Here is a 21,597-nt window from a genome sequence, read left to right on the forward strand (position 1 = left end):
AAATGCCAAAACGTACTGACATAAAAAGTGTTCTGATTATAGGTGCTGGTCCGATTGTTATCGGTCAGGCATGTGAGTTTGACTATTCAGGTGCACAAGCTTGTAAAGCGCTGCGTGAAGAAGGTTACCGAGTTATTCTGGTTAACTCGAACCCTGCAACTATTATGACTGACCCTGACATGGCCGATGCAACATATATCGAGCCAATTCATTGGGAAGTTGTGCGTAACATCATAGCTAAAGAACGCCCTGATGCTTTACTGCCGACGATGGGTGGCCAGACTGCACTTAACTGTGCACTAGAGCTTGAAAAGCAGGGTGTACTAAAAGAATTCAATGTTGAAATGATTGGTGCTACAGCTGATGCAATTGATAAAGCTGAAGACCGTTCACGTTTCGACAAAGCAATGAAATCTATCGGTTTAGAATGTCCTAATGCTGATACAGCGAAGACGATGGAAGAGGCTTACAAAGTTCTCGATATGGTTGGCTTCCCTTGTATCATTCGTCCATCGTTTACGATGGGTGGTACAGGCGGTGGTATCGCTTATAACAAAGAAGAATTTGAAGAAATCTGTACTCGCGGTTTAGATCTTTCACCAACAAACGAATTGCTTATCGATGAATCGTTAATTGGTTGGAAGGAATACGAGATGGAAGTTGTTCGTGATAAAAACGACAACTGTATCATCGTATGTGCGATTGAAAACTTCGATGCGATGGGTGTTCACACAGGTGATTCAATTACTGTTGCACCAGCACAAACGCTAACAGATAAAGAATACCAGTTGATGCGTAATGCATCGTTAGCAGTGCTACGTGAAATCGGCGTTGAAACTGGCGGCTCAAACGTGCAGTTTGGTATCAACCCGAAAGATGGCCGTATGGTTATCATCGAAATGAACCCACGTGTATCGCGTTCATCTGCGCTTGCTTCAAAAGCAACAGGTTTCCCGATTGCAAAAATCGCGGCGAAGCTGGCGATTGGTTACACCCTTGATGAGTTAATGAACGACATCACGGGTGGTGCGACACCTGCATCATTTGAACCGACTATTGACTATGTTGTCACGAAGATCCCTCGTTTTAACTTTGAAAAGTTTGCCGGTGCTAATGACCGTCTTACAACACAGATGAAATCTGTGGGTGAAGTGATGGCCATTGGTCGTAATCAGCAGGAATCATTACAGAAAGCATTGCGTGGCTTAGAAGTTGGCGCAACAGGCTTTGATGAAATGGTTGATCTAGACGAACCAAATGCAATGAGCAAGATTCGTCATGAGCTGAAAGAGCCAGGCGCAGAGCGTATTTGGTACATTGCTGATGCATTCCGTTCAGGTATGTCGGTTGATGGCGTGTTCAACTTAACGAATGTTGACCGTTGGTTCTTGGTACAAATTGAAGACATCGTTAAAGATGAGCAAAAAGTTAAAGATAACGGTTTTGCGGGTCTAAATGCTGTTGAACTACGTAAGCTAAAGCGTAAAGGTTTCTCTGATGAGCGTTTAGCTAAATTGCTAGGTGTTGCACAGAGCGAAATCCGCAAATTACGTGACCAGTATGACATTCACCCAGTTTACAAGCGCGTTGATACGTGTGCGGCTGAATTCTCTTCTGATACGGCTTACATGTATTCATCATACGATGAAGAGTGTGAAGCACAGCCAACAGATAAAGATAAGATCATGATTCTGGGCGGTGGCCCTAACCGTATCGGTCAAGGTATTGAATTCGATTACTGTTGTGTTCATGCATCATTAGCATTACGTGAAGATGGTTATGAAACCATCATGGTTAACTGTAATCCTGAAACGGTTTCAACGGATTACGACACATCAGATCGTTTGTACTTTGAACCTGTAACATTGGAAGATGTGTTAGCCATTGTACGTGTTGAAAAGCCAAAAGGCGTTATTGTTCAATACGGTGGCCAAACGCCACTGAAACTGGCTCGCGAACTTGAAGCTGCTGGCGTACCAATTATAGGTACTAGCCCAGATGCTATCGACCGTGCAGAAGACCGTGAGCGCTTCCAGCAAGCGGTTGACCGTTTAGGTCTGTTACAGCCAGAGAATGCCACTGTTACTGCAATGGAACAGGCGATTGAGAAATCACGCATTATTGGTTTCCCATTAGTTGTTCGTCCATCGTATGTATTGGGTGGTCGTGCGATGGAAATCGTCTACGATGAGCAAGATCTTCGCCGTTACTTTAATGAAGCGGTAAGTGTTTCTAACGAATCACCAGTATTGCTTGACCGCTTCCTTGATGATGCAGTTGAAGTCGATGTTGATGCTATTTGTGATGGTGAACAAGTTGTTATCGGCGGCATCATGGAACACATTGAACAAGCGGGTGTTCACTCAGGTGATTCTGCATGTTCACTGCCTGCATACACGCTAAGCAAAGAAATCCAAGATGTGATGCGTGAGCAAGTGACAAAGCTAGCATTTGAACTAGGTGTTCGTGGTTTGATGAATACCCAGTTCGCAGTGAAAGATAACGAAGTTTACTTAATTGAAGTTAACCCTCGTGCTGCGCGTACTGTACCATTTGTTTCGAAAGCAACAGGTGCACCACTAGCGAAAATTGCAGCACGTGTAATGGCTGGTCAGTCTCTTGAATCTCAAGGCTTTACTAAAGAGATTATCCCGCCTTATTATTCTGTAAAAGAAGTGGTTCTGCCATTTAACAAATTCCCAGGTGTTGATCCGCTGTTAGGCCCTGAAATGCGCTCAACAGGTGAGGTTATGGGCTTTGGTGATACATTCGCAGAAGCATTTGCTAAAGCAGAACTTGGTTGTGGTAAAGAATACGAAGATGGTGGTCGTGCACTATTATCGGTACGTAATAATGACAAGCAACGTGTTGTCGATTTAGCATCTAAGCTTGTGAAGCTTGGCTACCAGCTAGATGCAACACACGGTACAGCTGTGATTCTAGGTGAAGCGGGTATTAACCCACGTCTAGTGAACAAGGTACACGAAGGTCGTCCTCATATTCTTGACCGCATCAAGAACAATGAATATTCCTACATTGTAAATACGGCAGAAGGTCGTCAAGCGATTGAAGACTCTAAAGTACTTCGTCGTAGCGCATTGGCTGAAAAGGTGAATTACACCACTACGCTAAATGCTGCATTTGCAACGTGTATGGCTCACACTGCCGATGACCGTGGGCACGTTACATCTTTGCAAGAGCTTCACGCTCGTATTAAGGCATAATCACGACCATTAAGGTGCAATCTTAACGGTATAGTGCATATATTTAAAAACCCACCTTTTGGTGGGTTTTTTATATTCACTAGTCAAATAACGAGGTAATGGTAACCATCACAATTTGTATCACTTTTAACTCATATAGAACTTGAACTCAGTATTGGATTGCGTACAATTACCGACGTCGCAACAAGCGGCAAATTTTGGAGATTTCAATGAACGATACCGACCATCCTCCGAGTATGAAGGTGGAAAATCAAACCCTTTAATGGTGTCGGTCTCCTATGTTTCCGATCCTGCTAGGGTTCGGAATAATCTGTCCTTATTTGTATATTTTCTTTTATACCCAGTTTGACAATATTTCCTCGATTTTCTTCCTATATTCTCAATGTTGAATTATGTCAATAAGTTGTAAATGACAGGCATTTTGCTGTTGTTTGTAGTGCTATTTTTTAGTGTTACAGCAAAGAGTAAAAAGCACGTTTACCTTGTATTGTGGCAAAATTTTGATGGTCGTTACTGTAACTATGCCAATCGGGAGATTCGCCATGGCGGTAATGAACTATGCAGCTGATGCTGTAACGGAAAACTATGGTCAGAATGATATTCTGGCTGCACGAAATGCATTTTTAAAATATTCCTTTGATGAACAAGCAAAATTATTGGTAGTAATGCCAATGACAGAGGCTACTGCCGTGCTCCATGAGTGCCCGCTACGTCATGTCCAAAACCTACTTGATCGGCTAGATGAACTGGGTGAAGAAGTACGTATGCGCCACTTAGCGAGTGGGCTTGGTTTACTGTGCTCTGAAGCTGAGCCTGCTGGTCACTACTTACAAAACAGTGTAATGAGCCATGTACGTGAGCGTATCGGTTGGATTGTGGGGTTGGCTTTACTCGGTATTGTTTCCGGTTTAATTATCTCTCATTATGAAGATACATTAAGCCAGTTAGTATTACTCGCTATCTATATGCCCGTTATTGCGGCTGCTGGTGGTAATACAGGCTCGCAAGCAGCAACCTTGGTGGTAAGGGCGCTCGCGATGGAAGAGATACGGTGTAAAGATTGGCTACTCGTATTGTGGAAAGAATTTCGCGTATCAATCATTATGGCTAGCGTATTAGCCGCGGTGATTATGGGGCGTGTGATGATGTTCAGTGATAACAGCTCGTTGCCTGTAGGTATGAGCCTAGAAGATATAGCAATGGCAATTGGCATGGCTATCTCGCTTCAGGTTGTATTATCAACGAGTGTTGGTGGCGTACTACCAATGGTGGCACGAGCATGTCGATTAGATCCTGCGGTATTGGTTAGCCCTGTCTTGGCCTCTGTGGTCGATATCACCGGTATGATGATTTACTTTACCACTGTTAATTGGATGCTTGGATTATCGTAGCATTAAGCTAGAAATCATAACGAAAGCCCTAACGTATCTAATGCGTTAGGGCTTTGTTGTTTCTAGTCGTAGGTAATTGAAGCAATTGGCTACATTATATTTCTTAATATTTGTTATAAATGCCTAGGTATAAGGCTTTTTCAAATTCAGTAATGGGGGAAGTAGTGGGCTTATCATTCGTATTATCGGGTGGAAAATAGTTATTCACTACTTGGACAAACAACAGTGTTCTACCTGATTGAGTCTTAATCATTCCAGCTAGATTGTAACTGCCATATAAAGACCCACTTTTTGCGACTATATTGCCCTTCAGTGGCGCTTGGCGAAGGCTTTGTCGGTAAAGTAACGTACCACTTTCTCCTGATACTGGCATATTTTTCAGTAAACCCAGTGACGGATTATTATAGAGGTAAGTGATCACTTGCATCAGTGAGCTTGCTTTTATGCGGTTATTTCGTGATAAGCCAGAACCATCGACCATAACAGCATCGGTTAAGTCGATATTGGCGTGTTCCTGTAAAATGGCTTTGATTGCTGCCACGCCATTGTTGAATGTGCCTGCTTGTTTAAAGTATTCACGACCTAATGTTTTGGTTAAGTTATCAGCGATTAAGTTGTCTGATTTCTTCAGCATTACATCGATCAGTTCCGACAGCGGTACCGATTGATGACGTGCAATGCGTTTACCTTTTATATTGTTATTACGTAGAATCTGACCTTTTAGCTGGATCCCTGTACGTTTTAATTCCTGCTGAATCACTGCTGCGGTATAGGCTTCGGTATTTTGCACGGCAAAGTTTAACGGCAGTGGTTTCTTACTTTGTGGTAAACAGCCACTGAGTTGATAGTTGTTACTAGGATTTGCAACTAACTCTAATTCGCAGTGTTGTTGTTTTTGTTGTTCTTTGGTCACGATAAGCGCATTAGATACCGCGTTAATCGGCTGGTGGCTGGGAACGTTAATACGCGTTTGTTGACCAACAGCTTTATTACTGTATAAAGCGCCTTGTACACAGTTGTGTTCAAGTGTAATGCTGCTTGATGGCGCACTATAGCAAACGCCTAGAATATCCCATGGCCAGCCAGCTGCGCGCTCATAACCAGAGAAAGCATTGCCGTTTAGGTATAGATTACCTTTGATCGTTGAAAGATTATTCTTTTTGAGTGTTTTTAACAGCGAGGTGAGTTCAGTGCGGGATAATGTTGGATCACCATTAAAGCGAATAATCACATCGTTAGTACTAACTTCAAGATCGGTATTAAAGCGGTAGTTGTCATTAAGGTAGAGTTTAGCAGCAAGTGCAGTGATCACTTTTTGTGTGCTGGCTGGGGCTTGTAATTGCTCTTCACGCTGAGAAAAAAGTACCTGATTGGTTGCAGGGTCAACGATCATTAACGCTAAATCGTGTCCATTAGGCAGTTTATTGATGGCGGCTTGGGGATTGAACGCAGCCAGTGAAGGCAGACTCATAATGAGCAGTGACAGTGATAAGATTTTTTTAAACATGAATATGCACAATTATCTGAAAGAATAGTGCTAATCATATAGTAGATAGACATAAAAAACGCAGATCTTGCGATCTGCGTTTTTAAAAGTATCAGCGTTAAGCTTAACTAATCCAAGCGGGATTAGAAGTCGTAACGTGCACCAAGAACGAACTCGTCAGAAGTACGAGCTTTAGTGATGCCAACTGATGAGTCTTGATCTAGCATGTTGAACTTGTACGAAGCGTAAGTGCGGAAGTTCTTGTTGAAGTAGTAAGTACCGTCAACTGCGATAGAATCACGTAGGTCAGCGTTCTTGTCTGTATCTTCTAGGTAGTTATAAGTTGCAATGAATACTGCTTTACCCATAGTGTATGCAGCTGCGAATTCGTAACCAGTAGACTCTGCAACATTGATGTTGCCGTATACATTTGTGTTACGTGCATCTTGGTAAAGACCAGAGAAGTAGAAATCACTGATTGTGTAAGAGATAGCACCGAATGCTTGCTTACCAGTTTTGTCACCAGAAAGAGCTTGGCCTTCTTGCTCGCCGTAACCTGCACCGAATGCTAGGCCCATGTCCATTGCATACATTGCAGCAGCAGAGTAACCTTCGTTTTCTTCGCTACCAGCAAACACGTAGTTTGTTTTAACTGTTAGGTTGTCGCCATTTAGGTCGAAAGAACCCACGTACGCAAGGTTGTTGCCAGTACGGTCAGCTGCTGCTAGTTTGTTACCAGCTTCGTTACCGTGGTATGCCATGATATCGGTAAAGTCTGTAAGCATGCCTAGAGAGCCGTCAGTCTTACCGTAAACAACTTGACCGAAGTCACCGCCGATACCTGCGTTTAGGTGACGGTTATTAACTTCGTCACCGTCTGTGAATTCGCCTTCGTAGAAACCGATACCGTAAACAGTGTCAGTGATGTCTGTTTTACCTGCAACGTTGATACGTACGCGACTGTTATCAGACACTTCGCTGCTTGTTTTACCATTGCTTTGTTCTACGTCAGCTAGTACTGCACGAGCTTCAAAACGACCGCCAATTGCTAGGCTAGATGTTTCGTCTGAGAAAACTTCTGCTGCTGTTGCTACAGAAGAGATAGATGCTGCTGCTACTGCTAAAGCAATCAGTTTCTTGTTCATTGCCGAATCCTTTTTAAAATTATTTTATTTATGTACATTTAAGTTCCAAATGCATGACGTTCTTTTTACTGGTCTATTTTGTTTTTTGTTAGTAAAAAAAACTGAAAAATACTACATGAGGATATTTTTAAAGTTATATTTCTTATTATGTCCTTATTTTTCAGTGTTTTATTTAATTGTAAAAAAGTTCGATGCTGTCGTGTTGATTTAGTTGTATTTAGAGTTTTGTTGATATTTTTTCTGGTGTTTAAATCGTTACTGTTGGTTAAATTGTGAGGTTTAACACATCTTTATGCTGTTTGATTGTGTTACAGGCTGACTTTTGTAAGAGTTCAATAATAATGATTTTCGAAGGTGATCTCTTTGTCATCTTTGTTTAAAATGACAGTAACCCTTTAAACCCTGCTGGTTCAGCCAATGCTGGTCTGGCTTTTTTTCCCCTAAGAGTGACGAGCGTCTTGGGGTGTACTGAGGTAGTGAAATTTATGGAAAAGGTTCCAATGACTGTGCGTGGTGAACAGACTCTACGTGAAGAGCTGGAGGTACTGTTAAAGCGTCGTCCTATTATTTCTAAGGCGATTGGTGAAGCTCGTGAATTGGGTGACTTAAAAGAAAATGCTGAGTATCACGCTGCGCGTGAAGAACAAGGTATTTGCGAAGCACAAATTCGAGATATCGAATATAAGCTCTCTGTATCTCAGGTTATTGATGTCACGAAAATGGAAAATACCGGTAAAGTGATTTTCGGTACGACTGTTAAGCTTATTGATATAAATACTGATGATGAAGTGATGTATTGTATCGTTGGTGATGACGAAGCAGATATTAAGAAAAATCTGATCTCTGTAAATTCTCCGATTGCACGTGGATTAATCGGTAAGCTTGAAGGTGATGAAGTTTCTATCTTTACACCGGGCGGCGTAAAAGAATTTGAAATCGAGCAAGTTCAGTACATTTAATCGATAGTGGTTCTAACGATAAAGGCTGTAATTCTATTTAACTGTTAGTAAATGTTACATTTGAACGGTTATTTAAAGCTCAGATGTTACAATTTCAAAGTGAGTTGATGTAAAAAAGGCCGCATTGGCGGCCTTTTTTATTTGCGAGGAAGTTCGATTTTTCGTTCTTCCGTCGGGCGGTAAAGAACGAGTGTTTTACCTATTACTTGAACTTTTTCCGCTTTCGTTTCGCGAATGATTGCATCAACAATCAATATCTTGGTTTCGCGGTCTTCAGTAGCAACCTTGATTTTGATTAGCTCGTGGTGATTAAGCGCAATTTCGATTTCAGCGATTACTGCTTCAGTTAAACCGTTTGAGCCCATAAGAACAACAGGTTTTAGATTATGAGCAAGGCCTTTAAGGTGTTGCTTCTGTTTGGTACTTAGATTCATGATGACTCTATTTTGTGAATTAGGGTTGAAAACACGACATTCTAACGCCATCTAGACTAGAAGACTAATTTGTTTAGTATACGCAGAACATTTTCAACGCAGTATACTGGATAAATACATCAACTCATTAGGTTTAGTATGAGTAGAAATAAACAATCGGCCAGCTCTGGTCGTTGGCTAAAAGAACATTTTGATGATAAATACGTCCAAGAGGCACAAAAAAGGGGCTATCGCTCTCGTGCTATCTTTAAGATTGAAGAGATTCAAAATAAAGATAAATTATTAAAACCTGGCATGACAGTGGTTGACCTTGGTGCTGCACCTGGCGGTTGGTCACAGTACGCCGCTGAAGTGGTTGGTGATGAAGGACAAGTTATTGCATGCGATATTTTGTCGATGGATTCATTACCGGGCGTCAGCTTCTTGCAAGGGGATTTTCGCGAAGAGGCGGTGTTAAGTGCACTGTTAGAGCGTATTCAACCAAACATGGTTGATGTCGTACTTTCAGACATGGCACCAAATATGAGCGGTAACCTTGCTTCAGACCAACCTAGAGCAATGTATCTTGTTGAACTAGCATTAGATATGTGCCGACAAGTTCTTGCTCCGAATGGCAGCTTCGCTGTTAAAGTATTCCAAGGTGAAGGCTTTGATCAGTACTTAGCTGAAATTCGTAACATGTTCAAAGTAGTTAAAATAAGAAAACCGGATTCTTCTCGAGATCGCTCTCGTGAGGTCTATATTGTGGCTACAGGTTACAAACTGTAGTACTCTACATTCATCTTTAAGTTATTGCGGGGCTAACACCTTGAGTGACATGGCAAAAAACTTGATTTTGTGGTTGGTTATCGCTGTGGTTCTGATGTCTGTCTTTCAGAGCTTCGGTCCTAGTGATAGCGCTGGCCGTCAAGTCGATTATACGACGTTTGTCCGTGAAATCGGTCAGGATCAGATAAGGGAAGCACGATTCAACGAGCGTGAAATCACCGTATTTAAGCGTGACAATACGCGATACGTCACTTATCTGCCTGTTTTTAACGATCAGAAACTACTAGACGATCTTATCAACGCTAATGTGAAAGTGTTGGGTACTCCACCTGAAGAGCCAAGCTTACTTGCTTCAATCTTCATCTCGTGGTTCCCAATGTTACTTCTTATTGGTGTTTGGGTTTTCTTCATGCGTCAGATGCAAGGCGGCGGCGGTGGCAAAGGAGCCATGTCGTTCGGCAAATCTAAAGCGCGTATGATGAGTGAAGACCAAATCAAAACAACGTTTGCAGATGTTGCAGGTTGTGATGAAGCAAAAGAAGACGTTAAAGAGCTGGTTGATTATCTACGCGATCCAAGCCGTTTCCAAAAACTAGGTGGTAAAATTCCAACAGGTATTTTGTTGGTTGGTCCTCCTGGTACGGGTAAAACGTTGTTGGCAAAAGCAATTGCTGGTGAAGCGAAAGTACCGTTCTTCACTATTTCCGGTTCTGACTTTGTTGAAATGTTCGTTGGTGTAGGTGCATCTCGTGTACGTGACATGTTCGAACAAGCAAAAAAAGCAGCGCCTTGTATTATTTTCATCGATGAGATCGATGCTGTAGGTCGTCAACGTGGTGCTGGTGTTGGTGGTGGTCACGATGAACGTGAACAGACATTGAACCAAATGCTTGTTGAGATGGATGGTTTTGAAGGTAATGAAGGTGTCATTGTTATTGCTGCGACAAACCGTCCCGACGTATTGGATCCAGCATTACTTCGACCAGGTCGTTTCGACCGTCAGGTTGTTGTAGGCTTGCCAGATGTACGTGGTCGTGAACAGATTCTTAAAGTTCACATGCGTAAAGTGCCGCTTGAAGGAGATGTAGTACCATCTTTGATTGCTCGTGGTACGCCTGGTTTCTCTGGTGCTGATTTGGCGAACCTTGTGAACGAAGCTGCATTGTTTGCTGCTCGCGGTAACAAGCGTGTTGTTTCAATGGTTGAGTTCGAATTGGCGAAAGATAAAATCATGATGGGCGCAGAGCGTAAATCAATGGTTATGTCTGAAGACCAAAAAGAATCAACAGCATATCACGAAGCGGGCCACGCAATTATTGGTCGCTTGGTACCGGATCATGATCCAGTGTACAAAGTATCAATTATTCCTCGTGGTCGTGCGTTGGGTGTGACTATGTACCTGCCTGAAAAGGATCGTGTTAGTCATTCTCGTGAATTCCTTGAATCTATGCTTTCAAGCCTTTATGGCGGACGTTTAGCTGAAGAGTTGATCTACGGTGCTGATAAAGTGTCTACTGGCGCTTCTAACGATATCGAACGTGCGACTGATATTGCACGTAAAATGGTTACTCAATGGGGCTTCTCTGAAAAGATGGGTCCAGTGCTTTACGCTGAAGATGAAGGCGAAGTATTCTTAGGTCGTTCGGTTACACAGACTAAACATATGTCTGATGATACTGCTCGTGCTATTGATACGGAAGTTCGTGCTCTTATCGACCGTAACTATGAACGTGCTCGTGAAATTCTAGCTCAAAATATGGATATCATGCATGCAATGAAAGATGCATTGATGAAGTATGAGACGATTGATGCTGGTCAAATCGATGATTTGATGGAGCGTAAATCAGAAATTCGCGCACCGAAAGGTTGGGGCGATACTGATGATGTAATAAAGCCATCAGCAGCTAAATCAGAGCCGACACCTGAAGCGAAAGCAGAAGCTAAAGTTGAAACTGAAGAAAAGCCAGTTGCAACTGACAGCGAAGAGCTAAAGCCAAAAGCGGAACAAGAACCAAAAGAAGACGATAAGCCTCAAGCTTAATTGCCTTTCAAATATTAAAGCCCCGAACTTGTGTCGGGGTTTTTTTTATTTAAATTATCATGGAGTAATGATTCGTGATTTTGACAAGCAAAGAAAAAACACTCGATTTGTCTTACCCCCATACTATGGGGATCTTAAATGTTACCCCTGATTCATTTTCAGATGGGGGGAAATTCAATCAATTTGATCATGCGCTGCGACATGTTGAGGCTATGCTAGAGGCTGGAACCAGTATTCTCGATATCGGTGGTGAATCGACTCGCCCTGGTGCTGCAGATGTTTCAGAAGAGCAAGAACTTGAACGTGTTGTACCTATTATTGAGGCAATTCGGCAGCGCTTTGATTGTTGGGTATCAATAGACACGAGTAAAGCGCTTGTGATGACGGAAGCGGTTACAGCAGGTGCTGATTTGATCAATGATGTGCGCGCATTACGTGAAGAGGGAGCATTAAAGGCAGCAGCAAAAGCCAATGTGCCGATTTGCTTAATGCATATGCAAGGTCAGCCGCGTACAATGCAGGCTCAACCACATTATGGCGATTTAATTACTGATGTGAGTGTATTTCTTGCCGAACGTATTAGTGCATGTGAAAAAGCAGGCATTGCCCGTGAACAATTATTATTAGATCCAGGGTACGGTTTTGGTAAAACCTTGGAACATAATTATCACTTGCTGGCGCATTTGGATAAATTCCACCAATTTGGACTTCCTCTTTTAGTAGGGATGTCTCGAAAGTCGATGATTTCAAAATTGTTGAGCAAACAGCCAAGTGAATGTCTTGTTGGTAGCCTGGCGTGTGCGACAATTGCAGCAATGAAAGGTGCGCAAATAATTCGTGTTCATGATGCACAAGAAACTGTTGATGCGCTAAAAGTGTGCCGTATGACGCAGGCACAAGAATAAAACTAAGCGTGATTTCGATGTAGATAACGGCATTTGGTATAAAAAATACTGATATTTCTAGAGTCATGTTAAAAAATAAAAGAAATTGCTAGGAGCATATAATGGCGGAACGTAAGTTTTTTGGTACCGATGGTATTCGTGGATTGGTTGGCGAAGGTCCTATTACCCCCGAGTTTGTACTCAAGTTGGGTTGGGCTGCAGGGCGTGTTTTATCTCAGCAAGGCACCAAGAAGGTATTGATTGGTAAAGATACGCGCATTTCTGGCTACATGCTTGAATCTGCATTAGAAGCAGGTCTTGCTGCGGCAGGCCTACAAGCCGCATTTACCGGACCTATGCCAACACCTGCTGTTGCATACCTTACGCGTACTTTCCGTGCTGAAGCGGGTATTGTGATTTCAGCATCGCATAACCCGTATTATGATAACGGCATTAAATTCTTTTCATCGGAAGGCACAAAATTACCTGATGCGGTTGAGTTAGCGATTGAAGCTGAGATGGAAAAACCACTGACTTGCGTTGAATCAGCAATGTTAGGCAAGGCTTACCGTATCAATGACGCAGCTGGTCGCTACATCGAATTCTGTAAGGGTACTTTTCCTTCTCAATATGATCTTTCTGAGTATAAAATCGTTGTCGATTGTGCTCACGGTGCAACGTATCATATTGCCCCTAATGTATTCAGAGAGCTTGGCGCTGAAGTGATTACTATTGGTTGTGAGCCAAACGGTATAAACATTAATGACCAAGTTGGCGCAACCGATGTACGTGCATTACAAGCTAAAGTACTAGAAGAGAAAGCCGACTTTGGTATTGCTCTCGATGGTGACGGCGATCGCGTGATCATGGTTGATAATGAAGGCAACAAAGTTGATGGTGACCAAATCGCTTATATTGTTGCCCGCGATGCATTGCGCCGTGGTGAACTTAAAGGCGGGGTTGTTGGTACATTAATGACTAACCTTGGTATGGAAGTTGCCTTGAAAAATTTAGGTATTCCCTTTGTTCGCTCAAAAGTAGGCGACCGTTATGTGATGGAAGAACTGCAGAAGCATAATTGGTTAATTGGTGCAGAGAATTCAGGTCACGTTATCTTATTAGATAAAATCACGACAGGTGACGGCATTGTTGCTGGCTTGCAAGTGATGGCATCAATTGTTGGTAGTAAGATGACATTGAAAGAACTTAGCGATGGCATGACAATGTTCCCGCAAGTGTTAGAAAACATTCGCTTCAAAGGCGAGGGTGATCCGTTAGAGTCTGATGCTGTTATTGCTGCGCAAAAAGCGGTTGAAGCTAAGTTGGGTGATACTGGCCGTGTTCTATTACGTAAGTCTGGTACAGAGCCTTTGATCCGCGTTATGGTTGAAGGCGAAAATGCAGATTTAGTGCAGCAATACGCACTTGAAATCGCTCAAGCAGTTAAAGATAACTGTTAAGCGTAGGTTTAATATCATCCTGTTTTATTTTTTAGGTGATATTTAATAGTTTGTGTTGGTTTTTGTTTAAATGTTGTACAAGTGGCTCGCCTTAATAACTATTTGATGAAATAGTGCTTGTCACATCTACATGCATTCGCTAGTATTCTCCCGCTCCTTAGTGATGGGAGTGCGCTGGCAGTACTACAACAAAAGCCGGCACAGCAAAATTGACAATAGGTGGAACCCATGTACGAAATTCTACTTGTGATTTATCTGTTGGCTGCGCTTGGTGTTATTGGCCTAGTACTGGTTCAACAAGGTAAAGGCGCGGATATGGGAGCTTCATTTGGGGCTGGTGCATCAGGAACTCTGTTTGGCGCTAGCGGCTCTGGAAACTTTTTGACCCGAATGACTACAGTTTGTGCAGCAATTTTCTTTGTTATTAGTCTTGTTCTTGGCAACATGAGTGCTAAGCAAGCATCTGAAAAAAGTGGCTGGGAAGATCTGAGTGGCAACGTAAACTCAGAGCAAGTTGTAGAAAAAACTGAGACTGCGCCTGTAAATAGCGACATTCCTCAGTAATAAAAGATTTAGCCGAGATGGTGAAATTGGTAGACACGCTAGCATGAGGTGCTAGTGCCGCAAGGTGTAGGGGTTCAAGTCCCCTTCTCGGCACCATTATACTGGTTACTTGTAATAGTAACATCTGAACGATATAATACGTTTAGATTTCGGACGCGGGATGGAGCAGTTTGGTAGCTCGTCGGGCTCATAACCCGAAGGTCGTTGGTTCAAATCCAGCTCCCGCAACCACTTTCCCGAAAAGCGACTATCCTATTTAATAGAGATGTTGTTTTTCTATCACAGCTTGCTGTGGTAATCAGGGTCCAGTAATAAAAAACCCCGTATTCGGGGTTTTTTATTATCTGAAATATGATAATTCAGATATTCACTGGGCTTTTGGCCCTTTTTTTGTTTTCAGGGGGTTGTCTTGACAGCTTTAGAGATGCAATTAACCGAACTACTTGAGGCGTCTGTAAATGCTTCAGGTTATGAACTGGTAGGCTTGGAATTTATTCGCGCAGGCGAACATTCTACATTACGTGTTTTCGTGGATCATGAAAATGGTATTAATGTGGAAGATTGTGCCGAAGCAAGCCGTCAAATCAGTGCAGTTATGGATGTAGAAGATCCTATCACTGTGGCTTATCACCTGGAGGTGTCTTCCCCTGGTCTCGAGAGGCCGCTGTTCAAAGCTGCACATTACCAACAATTTGTTGGTCACGAGGTCAACTTGGTATTGAAAATGGCGATGAATAATCGCCGTAAGTGGAAGGGTGACATTGTTGCTGTTGAGGGTGAGCTTATCACTCTGAAAGTCGACGGTAATGATGAAACATTCGCACTTAGCAATATTTCCAAAGCTAACCTGATTCCAAAATTCTAACCGCTAAGCAGAGGCATTAGAAATGAACAAAGAAATCTTGGCTGTCGTTGAAGCGGTATCCAATGAAAAAGCTGTTCCTCGTGAGCGTATCTTTGAAGCTCTAGAGATCGCACTAGCAACAGCTACTAAGAAAAAACACGAAGCTGAAATTGATGTTCGTGTTGCTATCGATCGTAAGACGGGCCAATTTGAAACATTCCGTCGTTGGATTGCTGTTGATGAAGTTACTCAACCGACATTAGAAATGACGATTGAAGCAGCACAATACGATGATGAAACCATCGAACTTGGTGGGTTTGTTGAAGACGAGATCGAATCAGTAACATTCGACCGTATTACAACACAAACTGCTAAGCAAGTAATCGTACAGAAAGTACGTGAAGCTGAACGCGAGCAAATTGTTGAGCAGTTTATGGATAACGAAGGTGAGCTAATCACTGGTATCGTTAAAAAAGTAAACCGTGATGCAGTAGTTATCGATTTAGGTAACAATGCAGAAGCCGTAATCCAACGTGATGATCAGCTTCCTCGTGAAAATTTCCGTTCAGGTGACCGTATTCGTGGTCTTCTATACGCAGTGCGTCCTGAAGCGCGTGGTTTCCAATTATTCATGACTCGTTCTAAAGCAGAAATGCTATTAGAGCTATTCCGCATTGAAGTGCCAGAAATCGGTGAAGAGCTGATTGAACTTATGGGCGCAGCTCGCGATCCTGGTTCACGTGCAAAAATTGCAGTGAAAACAAACGATAAACGTATTGACCCAGTTGGTGCGTGTGTTGGTATGCGTGGTGCACGTGTACAAGCCGTTTCTAGCGAACTTGCTGGTGAGCGTATTGATATCGTTCTTTGGGACGAAAACGCAGCACAGTATGTTATCAATGCAATGGCGCCTGCTGAAGTTGCTTCAATCATTGTTGATGAAGATAACCACACAATGGATATTGCTGTTGAGAAAGATAACCTTGCTCAAGCAATTGGTCGTAGTGGTCAGAATATCCGTTTAGCATCACAGCTTACTGGCTGGGAACTAAATGTAATGACTGTAGAAGATCTACAGAAGAAGCACCAAGAAGAAGCACAAGTATCGATTGATACGTTTACTAAGCACCTAGACATTGATGAAGACTTCGCGACGCTATTGGTTCAAGAAGGCTTCACAACACTAGAAGAAATCGCTTACGTTCCTGTTAGCGAGCTTATGGATGTTGAAGGTCTTGATGAAGACGCAATTAATGAGCTACGTGATCGTGCGAAAGCAGCACTGACTACGCTTGCCCTTGCGCAAGAAGAATCATTTGAGGGTGTAGAGCCTGCAGCTGATCTTCTTGGTCTTGACGGTTTAGAGCGTGAATTAGCGTTTAAGCTAGCTGCGAAAGGTATTTGTACGCTGGAAGATCTTGCTGACCAAGGCACAGATGATTTGCTCGACCTCGAAGAGATGGACGAAGCAAAAGCGGGTGAGCTTATTATGGCTGCGCGTAATATTTGTTGGTTTAGCGACGAAGCGTAATAAAAAATTAGCAAGGGAGGAGCAGTATGTCAGAGGTTACAGTTAAAGCATTAGCGGCAGAAGTGGGAACACCAATTGACCGTTTGCTTCAACAGTTTTCCGATGCTGGTATCAGCAAGAAAGCTGAAGATAACGTAAGCCAAACCGAGAAGCAGTCTCTATTGTCACACCTGCAAAAAGAGCACGGTGGTGAGAGTACTGATGGCACTCCAACTCGCCTTACCTTACAACGTAAGACACACAGTACTTTAAGTGTGTCGGGTACGGGTGGTAAAAGTAAAAGTGTTCAAGTGGAAGTACGCAAAAAGCGTACTTTCGTGAAGCGCTCAGCTCTTGAAGAAGAGCAGCGTGCTGCTGATGACGCTAAGCGTGTCGCAGAAGAAACTGCACAACGTGAAGTTCAAGCTCAGCAAGATGCTGAATTGAACGCTAAACGAGAAGCAGAAGAAGCTGCAAAACGTAAAGTTGATGACGCGCGTTTGGCTGAAGAAAAAGCGAAACGTGAAGAAGAAAATAAGGCTAAACGTAACACTGAGGATACGGTGAAGCGTGAAGCTACAGATAAGCGTAAAGCCGAAGAGAAAGCTAAACGCACCGTCGCTGTCGAACAGGCTAAGAGTGAAACTGAGTTATTGCAACTTCGCCGGGAAGAGGAAGCCAAGCGTAAAGCCGAAGAAGATAGTCAGCGTCAGCTAGAAGAGGCCCGCAAAATGGCAGAAACAAATGAAAAAAACTGGTCAGCTACTGAGCAGAATGCAACAACAAGTATGGAAAAATCAGATTACCACGTAACAACATCTACTCATGCCCGTGCTGCGGAAGATGAGCAAGATCGTAAAGAAGAAACCACTGGTACTCGTCGTAAGAAAAAGCCAGCTGCTAAAAAAGCAGATGATCGTAAAGGTCGTGGCGGTCGTAACCAACGTGGTGGACGTGGTAAGCAAAAACCTCAGGTTAATGCTCCTACTTCAATGCAACAAGGTTTTGATAAAACAGCGACAGTCGCTAAATCAGATGTTGTGATTGGCGAAACAGTTGTTGTTTCTGAACTGGCTAACAAAATGTCAGTAAAAGCGACTGAAGTCATCAAAGCGATGATGAAGATGGGCGCTATGGTTACTATTAATCAGGTAATCGACCAAGAAACAGCAGCGCTTGTTGCTGAAGAAATGGGTCACAAAGTTATTTTCCGTAAAGAAAATGAACTTGAAGAAGCACTGATGTCTGACCGCGGTGAAGATGAAATTGCTGAGTCTCGTGCTCCTGTTGTTACTATCATGGGTCACGTTGACCACGGTAAAACATCAACGCTTGATTATATTCGTAAAGCACACGTTGCTTCTGGCGAAGCTGGCGGTATTACGCAGCATATCGGTGCTTACCACGTTGAAATTGGCAACGGTATGATTACTTTCCTTGATACTCCGGGACACGCAGCGTTTACCGCTATGCGTGCTCGTGGTGCTCAAGCGACAGATATCGTTGTACTAGTAGTAGCGGCAGATGATGGCGTTATGCCTCAAACAGTCGAAGCAATCCAGCACGCTAAAGCGGCAGGTGTTCCTTTGATCGTTGCTGTGAACAAGATCGATAAAGAAGGCGCAAACCCAGACAACGTTAAGAATGAGCTAGCTCAGTACGATGTTATCCCTGAAGAGTGGGGCGGTGAAAACATGTTTGTTCACATCTCTGCTAAGCAAGGTACAAACATTGACGGTTTGCTAGAAGCTATCTTGCTTCAGTCTGAAATTCTTGAACTGACAGCAGTTAAAGAAGGCATGGCTAGCGGTGTTGTTGTTGAATCTCGTCTTGATAAAGGTCGTGGTCCAGTTGCAACAGTACTTGTTCAATCAGGTACGCTACGTAAGGGCGATATCGTTCTTTGTGGTCTTGAACATGGCCGTGTTCGTGCAATGCGCGATGAAAACGGTAAAGAAATCGAGACTGCTGGTCCTTCAATTCCAGTTGAGATCTTAGGTCTTTCTGGTGTGCCAGCATCGGGTGACGAAGCGACTGTTGTACGTGATGAGCGTAAAGCACGTGAAGTTGCACTTTACCGTCAAGGTAAATTCCGCGATGTTAAACTAGCACGTCAGCAAAAAGCTAAACTAGAAAACATGTTCTCACACATGGAAGCTGGTGAAGTTGCTGAACTGAACGTTGTACTGAAAGCTGACGTACAAGGTTCTATCGAAGCAATCGCTGATTCACTAATGAAGTTGTCTACAGACGAAGTTAAAGTGAAGGTTGTTGGTTCAGGTGTTGGTGGTATTACTGAAACTGATGCAGTACTTGCAGCAGCGTCTAATGCAATTCTTCTTGGTTTCAACGTTCGTGCTGATGTTCCAGCTCGTCGTATGATTGATAACGAAAACCTTGACTTACGTTACTACTCAATTATTTACCAATTGATTGACGAAGTTAAGGCTGCAATGGGCGGTATGCTTGCTCCTGAATTCCGTCAGGAAATCATTGGTCTAGCTGAAGTTCGTGATGTATTCAAATCTCCTAAGATCGGCTCAATCGCTGGTTGTATGGTTACTGAAGGTACTATCAAGCGTAACAACCCTATTCGTGTTCTACGTGATAACGTGGTTATTTACGAAGGTGAGCTTGAATCACTACGTCGTTTCAAAGATGATGTTAACGAAGTTAAGAATGGCTACGAATGTGGTATCGGCGTTAAGAACTACAATGATGTTCGCGTTGGTGACCAGATCGAAGTATTTGAAATCATTGAGATTCAACGTACTCTTGATTAATCATCAAGGTTGTTACTTATCTAATTAAGTAAACATACAACCCAATGGGGAGCTTAGGCTCCCCATTCTTTCAAGAGCGCTTTCTTCTTTAAGATAGCCCGTTTCTTTAAGAGAGATAGTTAAAATGGCTAAAGAATTCAGTCGTACCCAACGTGTTGCTCAGCAGTTACAAAAAGAACTTGCTGTTATCCTTCAACGTGAACTTAAAGATCCACGTGTTGGTATGACGACAATTTCAAGTGTCGAAGTATCACGTGATATGTGTTACGCAAAAGTATTTGTAACATTCTTCACTATCGGTGAACAAACTGCTAAAGGCAGCCTAGCTGTTTTACGTGAAATGGCACCGTATATTCGCTCACTTCTTGGTAAGCAAATTCGCCTACGTGTAACTCCTGAACTTACATTCATCTTTGATGAGTCATTGACTGAAGGTATGCGTATTTCGAACTTAGTTTCTAATGCTGTTCGTGATGACGAAGAGCGTCGTGTTGATGAAGATAACACGGAAGAAGGTGAGGATAAGTAATGGCACGTCGTCGTAAGGGTCGTCCAATCGATGGAGTTATTCTTCTCGATAAACCAACCGGAATTACTTCGAATGATACGCTGCAAAAAGTAAAGCGTATCTTCTTTGCTCAAAAAGCGGGTCATACTGGAGCGCTTGATCCATTAGCGACAGGTATGCTGCCGATTTGTTTTGGTGAAGCAACGAAGTTTTCTCAATTTTTGTTAGATTCAGATAAGCGCTACCGCGTAATTGCAAAATTAGGTGAGCGTACAAATACCTCTGATTCTGATGGTGAAGTTGTTGAAACGCGTGAAGTGAAAGTTGACCGTGGTCAGCTTGAACGTTGCATCGCTAAGTTCCGTGGCACGACTGACCAGATCCCTTCAATGTTTTCAGCATTGAAGTATCAAGGTCGCCCTCTTTATGAATATGCCCGTGAAGGTATCGAAATTCCTCGTGAATCTCGTAAAATCACCGTTCATTCTATTGAGCTTCTTCGTTTTGAAGGTCATGAAGTTGAAATGGAAGTGCATTGTTCAAAAGGGACTTACATTCGTACTATTACCGATGATCTTGGTGAAATGCTGGGTTGTGGTGCGCACGTTGTGTATTTACGTCGTACTGGTGTGTCTGATTATCCGATGGAAAAAGTTGTTACCTTAGAACAACTTCAAGCATTGCTTGATCAGGCAACAGAGCAAGGTATTGAGCCTGGCGAATTACTTGATCCACTATTGTTACCGACAGATTCTGCAGTTCAAGATTTGCCTGAGGCGAATGTTACTGTTGAAGGTGGCGATGCTATTTTGCACGGTCAACCAGTCAAAGCGAGCAAACTACCAGAACAAGGTACATTGGTTCGCATTACCGTTGGGGAACAACGTGACTTCATTGGTATTGGTGAAATAGACCAAAACAATATGGTTGCGCCTAAGCGTGTTATGGCTAACAAACAAGACGAAGCATAATAGTTAGCTAACTGTTAATTTAGCAGTTTTCCGCTAGAGATTTGAATAATAAACGCGATGAAAATAGTCACTATTTTCATCGCGTTTTTCTTTCTATTCTTTTTTCTTGCAGCAACTCTATGCTGCCAGTATAATCCGCGGTTCGGGTGTCGGCTGAATCAGAGATTGGCGACACAAATTAAAAACATCTAGTATTAGGAAGAGTTATGTCTCTGAATGCAGAAACTAAAGCAACTATCGTTGCTGAATACGCACAATGCGAAAACGACACTGGTTCACCTGAAGTTCAGGTTGCGCTTTTAACAGCACAAATCAACCACCTTCAAGGTCACTTTGCTAACCACAAACACGATCACCACAGCCGTCGCGGTCTATTACGTATGGTTTCTCGCCGTCGTAAGCTTCTAGACTACCTTAAAGGTAAGAATCTTGATCGTTACCAAGATCTTATCAAGCGTCAAGGCCTACGTCGCTAAGATTGCTTTCGAGAAAGGAGCCTTATGGCTCCTTTCTTTTTATTAGGCTCTATATTTACTGAAACACACCTTTACCCTGATTATGCAGTCGTTTTCCCGACCTTAAGGTCGCGGCTAATGAATGTTATTTGACGAATAAGCGAAAATAT

The 21,597-nt window shown here is 42.8% G+C and carries 17 protein-coding genes and 2 tRNA genes; 16 read left to right on the forward strand and 3 right to left on the reverse strand.

Annotated features, from left to right (window positions below; all coding sequences use genetic code 11):
• Nucleotides 1-2: 2 nt before the first annotated feature.
• Together carB and C9J48_RS17305 are read left to right on the forward strand one after the other, a co-directional pair.
• Nucleotides 3-3,224, forward strand: coding sequence for a carbamoyl-phosphate synthase large subunit (gene carB / locus C9J48_RS17300; RefSeq protein WP_006230678.1), 3,222 nt, complete (start codon nucleotides 3-5; stop codon nucleotides 3,222-3,224).
• Nucleotides 3,225-3,766: 542 nt separating this feature from the next.
• Nucleotides 3,767-4,615, forward strand: coding sequence for a magnesium transporter (locus C9J48_RS17305; RefSeq protein ID WP_006230679.1), 849 nt, complete (start codon nucleotides 3,767-3,769; stop codon nucleotides 4,613-4,615).
• A 103-nt stretch (nucleotides 4,616-4,718) separates the two neighbouring features.
• Here the strand turns inward: C9J48_RS17305 and dacB are convergent, their stop codons facing one another.
• Nucleotides 4,719-6,122 (reverse strand): serine-type D-Ala-D-Ala carboxypeptidase, encoded by a 1,404-nt coding sequence (gene dacB, locus C9J48_RS17310; protein WP_006230680.1) that lies wholly within the window; start codon nucleotides 6,120-6,122, stop codon nucleotides 4,719-4,721.
• Nucleotides 6,123-6,244: 122 nt separating this feature from the next.
• A complete protein-coding gene (locus tag C9J48_RS17315; RefSeq protein WP_006230681.1) occupies nucleotides 6,245-7,246 on the reverse strand; it encodes a porin in 1,002 nt (333 codons plus the stop codon).
• A 485-nt stretch (nucleotides 7,247-7,731) separates the two neighbouring features.
• Between C9J48_RS17315 and greA the strand changes: the two genes are divergently transcribed.
• On the forward strand, nucleotides 7,732-8,205 hold the full coding sequence (gene greA / locus C9J48_RS17320) for a transcription elongation factor GreA (protein WP_006230682.1): 474 nt from the start codon (nucleotides 7,732-7,734) through the stop codon (nucleotides 8,203-8,205).
• Nucleotides 8,206-8,342: 137 nt separating this feature from the next.
• Here greA and yhbY read toward each other — a convergent pair whose 3' ends face one another.
• Nucleotides 8,343-8,639: a ribosome assembly RNA-binding protein YhbY gene (gene yhbY, locus C9J48_RS17325; RefSeq protein WP_006230683.1), complete on the reverse strand. Its 297-nt coding sequence runs from the start codon at nucleotides 8,637-8,639 to the stop codon at nucleotides 8,343-8,345.
• Nucleotides 8,640-8,777: 138 nt separating this feature from the next.
• Between yhbY and rlmE the strand changes: the two genes are divergently transcribed.
• From rlmE to rpsO, 13 genes are all read left to right on the forward strand, one after another.
• Nucleotides 8,778-9,407: a 23S rRNA (uridine(2552)-2'-O)-methyltransferase RlmE gene (gene rlmE, locus C9J48_RS17330; RefSeq protein ID WP_006230684.1), complete on the forward strand. Its 630-nt coding sequence runs from the start codon at nucleotides 8,778-8,780 to the stop codon at nucleotides 9,405-9,407.
• Nucleotides 9,408-9,456: 49 nt separating this feature from the next.
• Nucleotides 9,457-11,448, forward strand: a complete 1,992-nt coding sequence (gene ftsH / locus C9J48_RS17335) for an ATP-dependent zinc metalloprotease FtsH (RefSeq protein WP_006230685.1) — start codon at nucleotides 9,457-9,459, stop codon at nucleotides 11,446-11,448.
• Between the two features lie 74 nt (nucleotides 11,449-11,522).
• Entirely contained in the window at nucleotides 11,523-12,353 is an 831-nt protein-coding gene (folP, locus tag C9J48_RS17340; RefSeq protein WP_006230686.1) for a dihydropteroate synthase, read from the forward strand.
• Between the two features lie 101 nt (nucleotides 12,354-12,454).
• Nucleotides 12,455-13,792, forward strand: a complete 1,338-nt coding sequence (glmM, locus tag C9J48_RS17345) for a phosphoglucosamine mutase (RefSeq protein WP_006230687.1) — start codon at nucleotides 12,455-12,457, stop codon at nucleotides 13,790-13,792.
• Nucleotides 13,793-14,020: 228 nt separating this feature from the next.
• The gene (gene secG, locus C9J48_RS17350) at nucleotides 14,021-14,356 is read left to right on the forward strand and encodes a preprotein translocase subunit SecG (protein WP_006230688.1); all 336 of its coding nucleotides are present in this window, start codon (nucleotides 14,021-14,023) and stop codon (nucleotides 14,354-14,356) included.
• An 11-nt stretch (nucleotides 14,357-14,367) separates the two neighbouring features.
• Nucleotides 14,368-14,452: transfer RNA gene (locus C9J48_RS17355), tRNA-Leu, on the forward strand.
• A 58-nt stretch (nucleotides 14,453-14,510) separates the two neighbouring features.
• Nucleotides 14,511-14,587, forward strand: a tRNA-Met gene (locus C9J48_RS17360).
• Nucleotides 14,588-14,765: 178 nt separating this feature from the next.
• Nucleotides 14,766-15,221, forward strand: a complete 456-nt coding sequence (rimP, locus tag C9J48_RS17365; RefSeq protein ID WP_006230689.1) for a ribosome maturation factor RimP — start codon at nucleotides 14,766-14,768, stop codon at nucleotides 15,219-15,221.
• A 22-nt stretch (nucleotides 15,222-15,243) separates the two neighbouring features.
• A complete protein-coding gene (nusA, locus tag C9J48_RS17370; RefSeq protein ID WP_006230690.1) occupies nucleotides 15,244-16,731 on the forward strand; it encodes a transcription termination factor NusA in 1,488 nt (495 codons plus the stop codon).
• A 26-nt stretch (nucleotides 16,732-16,757) separates the two neighbouring features.
• The gene (gene infB / locus C9J48_RS17375) at nucleotides 16,758-19,493 is read left to right on the forward strand and encodes a translation initiation factor IF-2 (protein WP_006230691.1); all 2,736 of its coding nucleotides are present in this window, start codon (nucleotides 16,758-16,760) and stop codon (nucleotides 19,491-19,493) included.
• A 124-nt stretch (nucleotides 19,494-19,617) separates the two neighbouring features.
• Complete coding sequence (rbfA, locus tag C9J48_RS17380) at nucleotides 19,618-20,022, forward strand: 30S ribosome-binding factor RbfA (protein WP_006230692.1); 405 nt, start codon at nucleotides 19,618-19,620, stop codon at nucleotides 20,020-20,022.
• A complete protein-coding gene (truB, locus tag C9J48_RS17385) occupies nucleotides 20,022-20,972 on the forward strand; it encodes a tRNA pseudouridine(55) synthase TruB (RefSeq protein ID WP_006230693.1) in 951 nt (316 codons plus the stop codon). Before rbfA ends, truB begins: the two co-directional genes overlap by 1 nt.
• 206 nt (nucleotides 20,973-21,178) lie before the next feature.
• Entirely contained in the window at nucleotides 21,179-21,448 is a 270-nt protein-coding gene (gene rpsO, locus C9J48_RS17390; RefSeq protein WP_006230694.1) for a 30S ribosomal protein S15, read from the forward strand.
• The last annotated feature ends 149 nt before the right edge of the window (nucleotides 21,449-21,597 follow it).

The organism is Photobacterium profundum (assembly GCF_003026285.1).
GTDB classification, from domain to species: domain Bacteria; phylum Pseudomonadota; class Gammaproteobacteria; order Enterobacterales; family Vibrionaceae; genus Photobacterium; species Photobacterium profundum.